Origin of the sequence: Serratia sp. ASV30 (assembly GCF_016428815.1) — a bacterium.
GTDB lineage: Bacteria > Pseudomonadota > Gammaproteobacteria > Enterobacterales > Enterobacteriaceae > Chania > Chania fonticola_C.
In genome coordinates, this window is record NZ_JAELTL010000179.1 from 1 (window position 1) to 560 (window position 560).

Below are 560 nucleotides of genomic sequence, written 5' to 3' on the forward strand. Positions count from 1 at the left end.
CCGCAGCACCCGCGGCTGCCGAGTTGCCACTCACTTGTGCCGCTATCGCCCCCCACACCGCATGGGCAAGCGCGTTGGCCGTTTCATTCGTACCGGTATACTTCTTGATTTGCTCGGCCGCGTACGGGCTCAAACCACCAGCAAGCGCCTGGGAGATATTTCCCCCTGCCAACCCCTGCAACGCAGCCGTCACCGCCTGCGCCGCTTTCTGCAAGTCACTGCCCGTACCATACTGCTTCATGGCCTCTTTATACGCTGCAGTGTCTTTCAGGATGCTGACGTACTGGTCAATCTCTTCCTGCTTGGCATTTTTTCCCGGTTCCGGCGGCAGTTTGCCATCTTTCGCCAGATCGGCTTTCGCCGCATTCAGCCCGTTTATCTCACCCTGCGTGCGGATGATATCCGCTGCCTGCCCGCCGATCTCGCCAATCAACTGCGCCTGTTTCAACCGGTTCTGCTCTTTCTCCTTGTCGAAGATCGGCGCAATGCTGCCGTTGGCATTCTCCGTATCCCGGCTCAGGTCGGCGACATTTTGTTGCTGGTTGTCCTTGTCACGAACA

The 560-nt window shown here is 58.4% G+C and carries 1 pseudogene; it reads right to left on the reverse strand.

The annotated features are described in order from the left end of the window. Positions 1 to 560 (reverse strand): annotated as a pseudogene (locus tag JHD74_RS25990) (filamentous hemagglutinin); the annotation flags it as partial.